General features: G+C 63.8%; 8 protein-coding genes and 1 pseudogene. 1 reads left to right on the top strand and 8 read right to left on the bottom strand.

Annotated elements, in window-relative coordinates; all coding sequences use genetic code 11:
- Positions 1 to 46: 46 nt before the first annotated feature.
- Positions 47 to 1,228, top strand: a complete 1,182-nt coding sequence (locus RMO40_RS06225) for a Do family serine endopeptidase (protein ID WP_309717830.1) — start codon at positions 47 to 49, stop codon at positions 1,226 to 1,228.
- A 6-nt stretch (positions 1,229 to 1,234) separates the two neighbouring features.
- Here the strand turns inward: RMO40_RS06225 and tatC are convergent, their stop codons facing one another.
- The 8 genes and pseudogenes from tatC to RMO40_RS06185 form a co-directional block, all read right to left on the bottom strand.
- Positions 1,235 to 2,023 carry a twin-arginine translocase subunit TatC gene (gene tatC, locus RMO40_RS06220; protein ID WP_309717827.1) on the bottom strand — a complete coding sequence of 263 codons (789 nt, stop codon included), beginning with the start codon at positions 2,021 to 2,023 and terminating at the stop codon, positions 1,235 to 1,237.
- An 11-nt stretch (positions 2,024 to 2,034) separates the two neighbouring features.
- Complete coding sequence (tatB, locus tag RMO40_RS06215; protein ID WP_309717825.1) at positions 2,035 to 2,514, bottom strand: Sec-independent protein translocase protein TatB; 480 nt, start codon at positions 2,512 to 2,514, stop codon at positions 2,035 to 2,037.
- A 126-nt stretch (positions 2,515 to 2,640) separates the two neighbouring features.
- A pseudogene (tatA, locus tag RMO40_RS06210) lies at positions 2,641 to 2,875 on the bottom strand (Sec-independent protein translocase subunit TatA).
- 63 nt (positions 2,876 to 2,938) lie between these two features.
- A complete protein-coding gene (locus tag RMO40_RS06205; RefSeq protein ID WP_309717822.1) occupies positions 2,939 to 3,289 on the bottom strand; it encodes an HIT domain-containing protein in 351 nt (116 codons plus the stop codon).
- A gap of 16 nt (positions 3,290 to 3,305) precedes the next feature.
- Complete coding sequence (locus tag RMO40_RS06200) at positions 3,306 to 3,677, bottom strand: hypothetical protein (protein WP_309717819.1); 372 nt, start codon at positions 3,675 to 3,677, stop codon at positions 3,306 to 3,308.
- Positions 3,674 to 4,036 carry a phosphoribosyl-ATP diphosphatase gene (locus tag RMO40_RS06195; RefSeq protein WP_309717817.1) on the bottom strand — a complete coding sequence of 121 codons (363 nt, stop codon included), beginning with the start codon at positions 4,034 to 4,036 and terminating at the stop codon, positions 3,674 to 3,676. The genes RMO40_RS06200 and RMO40_RS06195 overlap by 4 nt, the downstream gene beginning before the upstream one ends.
- Positions 4,033 to 4,422 (bottom strand): phosphoribosyl-AMP cyclohydrolase, encoded by a 390-nt coding sequence (gene hisI, locus RMO40_RS06190; RefSeq protein ID WP_309717815.1) that lies wholly within the window; start codon positions 4,420 to 4,422, stop codon positions 4,033 to 4,035. The genes RMO40_RS06195 and hisI overlap by 4 nt, the downstream gene beginning before the upstream one ends.
- A 90-nt stretch (positions 4,423 to 4,512) precedes the next feature.
- Positions 4,513 to 4,989 carry an NUDIX domain-containing protein gene (locus RMO40_RS06185; RefSeq protein ID WP_309717812.1) on the bottom strand — a complete coding sequence of 159 codons (477 nt, stop codon included), beginning with the start codon at positions 4,987 to 4,989 and terminating at the stop codon, positions 4,513 to 4,515.
- Between the last annotated feature and the right edge of the window lie 114 nt (positions 4,990 to 5,103).

Below are 5,103 nucleotides of genomic sequence, written 5' to 3'. Positions count from 1 at the left end.
GTACGAGTCGAGTTCGGTGCGAGGGGTCATAAACAGGATCTCGTTGATGCGCAAGACGTGGCTCATTTTCTCCCAAGCCGTCACAGTGGCCTTGGCGCTTTTGTTCGTGGTGGCCACGCTCAAGCCCGAGTGGCTCGGGCGGAGCGGTGGCGGCACGATGATGCCCAGCATCGTCTCGATCAGTCAGGCGCCTTCGGTGCAACCGGTGGTGCTCTCGCCCTCTGGCAGCGTGGGCAGCTACAGCGGTGCCGCGCGGCGCGCCACACCCGCGGTGGTGAGCATCACCGCGAGCAAGGCAACGCAGCGCAACCCGCACACCGACGACCCGTGGTTCAAGTTCTTCTTCGGTGACCAGGACCCGCGCCAGCAACGACAGCAACCTCAAGTGGGCTTGGGCTCGGGCGTGATCGTCTCGCCCGAGGGCTACCTGCTGACCAACAACCATGTGATCGAAGGCGCCGACGACATCGAGGTGCAGTTGCCCGACGGCCGCCAGGCGCGCGCCAAGGTGGTCGGTGCCGACCCCGAGACCGATGTGGCGGTGCTCAAGATCACCCTCGACAAGCTGCCCGTCATCACCTTTGGCAGCGTCGACACCCTGCAGGTGGGCGACGTCGTGCTGGCCATCGGCAACCCCTTCGGCGTGGGGCAGACGGTGACCTCGGGCATCGTCAGTGCGCTGGGGCGCAACCAGCTCGGCATCAACACCTTCGAGAACTTCATCCAGACCGACGCCGCCATCAACCCCGGCAACTCCGGCGGTGCCTTGGTCGACGTGAGCGGCAACCTGATGGGCATCAACACTGCCATCTACTCGCGCAGCGGCGGCAGCATGGGCATTGGCTTCGCGATTCCCGTGAGCACGGCCAAGCTGGTGATGGAAGGCCTGATCCGCGACGGCCAGGTCACCCGCGGCTGGATCGGCGTGGAGCCGCGCGACCTCACGCCCGAAATTGCCGAGACCTTCAACCTGCCGATCAAACAAGGTGTGCTGATCACCGGTGTGCTGCAAAACGGCCCGGCCAGTACGGGCGGCCTGCGCCCTGGCGACGTGGTGGTGAAAGTGGCCGACACGCCCGTCATCAACACCGTGCAACTGCTGGCCGCCGTGGCCGCGCTGAAGCCACAGACGCCGGCCACGATCGGCATTCAGCGCGGCGACAAGGCGATGGAGCTGAAGGTGGTTGTCGCGCAGCGACCCAAGTCACAGGCCCGCCGCGAGCAGTAGGGCGACTCAGCTCTTGGCGTCGGGCGACGCCGCCGGGTCAGGCGCCTGCGTGTGCTTGATGAAGATCACAGCCGCCCAGATGCCCACCTCGTAGAGGATGCACATCGGGATGGCCAGCGCCAGCTGCGACACCACATCGGGCGGCGTCACCACCGCGGCGATGATGAAGGCGATCACCACGAAGTACGAGCGGAAGGCCTTCAGCTTCTCGATGCTGACCAGCTTCATGCGCGCCAGCACCACCACCACCACCGGCACCTCGAAGGCTGCGCCGAAAGCAATGAACATGGTCAACACGAAGCTCAGGTAAGCCTCGATGTCTGGCGCGGCCGTGATGCTCTTGGGCGCAAAGCTCTGGATGAACTTGAACACCTGGCCGAAGACGAAGAAATAACAAAACGCCACGCCAATGAAAAACAGCAGCGTGCTCGAGATCACCAGCGGCAGCACCAGCTTCTTCTCGTGCGTGTACAGGCCCGGCGCCACGAAGGCCCACACCTGGTACAGCACCACCGGCAGCGCGGCCAGGAAGGCGGCCATCAGCGTGATCTTGAGCGGCACCAGAAACGGTGAGATGACGTTGGTGGCGATCAGCTTGCCGCCCTCGGGCATGCTGGCCACCAGGGGTTGCGCCAGGATGTCGTAGAGCGCTGCCGGGCCGGGCCACAACGCCAGCACGCCAAAACAAACGCCCACCGCAATGAAAGCGCGAACCAGGCGGTCACGCAGCTCCACCAGGTGGGTGACGAAAGGCTGCTCGGTGCCCTCCAGCTCGTCGGGCTTCTCGGAACTCATGGGACAACCTGTCAGGCAGAAGAACGGGGGGGACGAAAGCGCGCCACCCGGGCTGCGCCCGACTGCGCCTTGTTGCGCACGCCGTGGCGCCGCTTGTACCAGAGGGGCATGGCGCCGCGCTTGACGCGCCACTTCTTGTTGGGGTGTGTGTAGCTGGGGGGAGGGGGCATCAAGCCCTCGTGGTACCCGCCGCCAAAGGGCGGGTCGGCGTCGGCCCAGGCGTTGTCGAGGGCTGCCGTGGTCTGGTGGATTTCGTTCGAGACCGATTTTTCAACGTCGTGCGCCGCGTCCTCGAACTGGCCCTTCATCTTCTTGAGCTCTTCGAGCTCGATCGAGCGATTGACCTCGGCCTTCACATCGGCCACATAACGCTGCGCCTTGCCGAGCAGGTGGCCCACGGTGCGCGCCACGCGCGGCAACTTCTCGGGGCCGATGACGATCAGCGCCACAGCGCCGATCAGCGCGAGCTTGTCAATACCAAAATCAATCAAGGTGGCAGCAGTTCAGAGTGCACAAGCGAAGCGCAGCGCCCATCAAGCAACGCCCGCGAATCCGGCTTTGCCGGTTCGCCTGGGCGCCGCCCCTCGGGGGCAGGAGCGAAGCGACAGAGGGCCACATCACAGTTTTGTTTTTGCTTCCACGTCGACGGTGTTGGAGTCGGTGGCCTTGTTGGCGGTGACCTGCTGACTGGGCGCGGCGGGGTGCGTTGGCCGAACCGTCTTTCATGCCGTCCTTGAAGCCCTTGACGGCGCCGCCCAGGTCAGAGCCCATGTTTTTGAGCTTCTTGGTGCCAAACACCAAGACCACGATGGCCAGCACGATGAGCCAGTGCCAAATGCTGAATGAACCCATGATTTGTCTCCAGAGAGGGAATGGTGAAGTTTAGGTGACGCGCGTGACAGCTCGGGCTCTGTATCAGCCTTTGGCCCAGGGTCTCGGGCCGCCCATCGCATGCAGGTGCAAATGCGGCACTTCTTGGCGACCATCGGGCCCGTTGTTGACCATCACGCGGAAACCCCCGGTCACACCGTGCTCGCGCATCAGCTGCGGCGCGAGCGCCACCATGCGGCCCAGCAAGGCCTGGTGCTGCTCGGGCGTGGTGTCGTAGAGCGACTCGATGTGCTGCTTGGGAATCACGAGGATGTGAACCGGCGCCCACGGCGAGATGTCGTGAAACGCCAGCAGGTCTTCGTCTTCGTAGGCCTTGCGGCTGGGAATCTGCCCGGCGACGATCTTGCAGAAGATGCAGTGGGGGTCGTGTGTCATGGCCAAGTTCAACGAATCAATCGACGGGAAGGGGCATGGGCCGGTTTTCGGTGAAGCTCCACCAGCCTCGAATGAACCGGTAGAGGTACCACAGCCCGACCACGGTCCAGGCCACGACACCCGGAAAGACGAACAAGATAAAGAGCGGCGAAGTCACCAGCAGCCACAACAGCGTGAACCAGAAGCTGCGCGCTTGCCAGCGGAAATGGCTGCGAAAGAACTCATCGGGCAGATCGGGCCGCTTGATGTAGTTGATGATCATCGCGATCACCGAAAAAATGCCCGCGGAAAACCAGGACGCCGTGTGCAAGGCGTACATCACATGGGTCACCAGCCTGAGGGTTTCACGCTCCTGGATGCTGGCTTCCGTCGTCACGATTTCGCTCATGTGTCCTTCCTTTCGGCATCAACTTCGCGTTGCTGGGCCTTGCGCGCCGCAAACTCTTCGAGACCCGACAGGCCTTCCCGCCGCTCCAGCTCGGCCAACACATCAGCAGGTTTCAGGCCATAGGCCGCCAACGCGATCATCGAGTGGAACCACAAGTCGGCCACTTCGTAGACGATCTTCTGGCGGTCACCGTCCTTGCCGGCCATCACCGTCTCAGTGGCTTCTTCTCCGATCTTCTTCAGGATGGCATCGTTCCCTTTGTGGAACAGCCGCGCCACGTAACTCTTGTCGGGGTCACCCAGCCGGCGCGCCTCGATCACGTCAGCCAAGCGCGCCAGGGTGTCATTGCTGCTGCTCATTTGTAGATGCTCTCAGGGTCTTTCAAGACCGGGTCGACCGCCTTCCACACACCACCTTCGTGGCGCTGGTAGAAGCAGCTGTGGCGCCCGGTGTGGCAGGCAATGCCGAGCTCGTGGCCGAGCTGGGTGACCTTCAACAGCAGCACGTCGTTGTCGCAATCCATGCGCATCTCGTGCACTTTCTGGATGTGGCCCGACTCTTCACCCTTGTGCCACAGGCGGTTGCGCGAGCGGCTCCAATAAACGGCCTCGCCGCGGCGCGCCGTTTCGGCCACGGCTTCGCGGTTCATGAAAGCGAACATCAGCACGTCATTGCTGCCCGCTTCTTGCGCGATCACGGGCACCAGGCCCTGCGCGTCCCACTTGATTTCATCGAGCCAATTCACACCACTTGCCCCCACGTCGCCTCCGGCTCCTGCCCCCCAAGGGGGCGCCGCCTGTCTAGAGGCGGCTCGTCGACAGGCGGGGGCAGTGTATCAACCGGCCCTGTGCGTCGCGCCTGCAAAACCGCGCTCGGCGGCGAACCATTGCAGCACCGGAATCGTGCCCGGCAGCACCGGCGCCACGTCGACCGGCAGGGTCTGCCAGGCCATGCTTTGCTGTTCGCGCATCTCGAACTCACCCGACCAGTCGTAGACCTTGCAGAAGTGCAGCCGCACGCGGGCATGCTCGTAGTCCATCAGCTCGACCCTCCACGGGTGCACGGCGCCGATGGTGATGCCCAGCTCCTCGTGCAACTCGCGCCGCAGCGCTTGTTCGACGGTTTCGCCGTTTTCGCGCCCGCTGCCGTCAACCTGGTTGTAGAAGCGCCACTGTGAGCGGCGGCCGTCGTGCAAGATTTCCCAGGTGCGCGCTGGTTGACCGGCGGCCGGGATGCCGACACCGGCATAGTCGAGGCCAGCTGAAATGCTGTGCGTCTCGGCAATCTGGCCGAACTCATTCTGCAACACCATCGATCGCGTTCCATGCAGCACTCCTACCGCTCCGCCGCTGAAGCGCGCCGCATGCTGGCCGAGCTTGCTGCTTCGCCCTCCCGCCTCGATGCCGATGAGCCGGATCTTCTCGTG

It is taken from the genome of Rhizobacter sp. (assembly GCF_031412075.1).
Taxonomy (GTDB): Bacteria; Pseudomonadota; Gammaproteobacteria; order Burkholderiales; family Burkholderiaceae_C; genus Rhizobacter.
Note: the sequence above shows the minus strand (reverse complement) of the source record. Positions and strands in the feature narration are given on the sequence as shown.

What these genes read in the sequence shown, in the direction of transcription:
- RMO40_RS06185 (WP_309717812.1), bottom strand. Translation starts at nt 4,989, where the DNA reads ATGGTGTTGCAGAATGAGTTCGGCCAGATTGCCGAGACGCACAGCATT.
- RMO40_RS06200 (WP_309717819.1), bottom strand. Translation starts at nt 3,677, where the DNA reads ATGAGCGAAATCGTGACGACGGAAGCCAGCATCCAGGAGCGTGAAACC.
- tatC (WP_309717827.1), bottom strand. Translation starts at nt 2,023, where the DNA reads ATGAGTTCCGAGAAGCCCGACGAGCTGGAGGGCACCGAGCAGCCTTTC.
- RMO40_RS06205 (WP_309717822.1), bottom strand. Translation starts at nt 3,289, where the DNA reads ATGACACACGACCCCCACTGCATCTTCTGCAAGATCGTCGCCGGGCAG.
- RMO40_RS06225 (WP_309717830.1), top strand. Translation starts at nt 47, where the DNA reads ATGCGCAAGACGTGGCTCATTTTCTCCCAAGCCGTCACAGTGGCCTTG.
- RMO40_RS06195 (WP_309717817.1), bottom strand. Translation starts at nt 4,036, where the DNA reads ATGAGCAGCAGCAATGACACCCTGGCGCGCTTGGCTGACGTGATCGAG.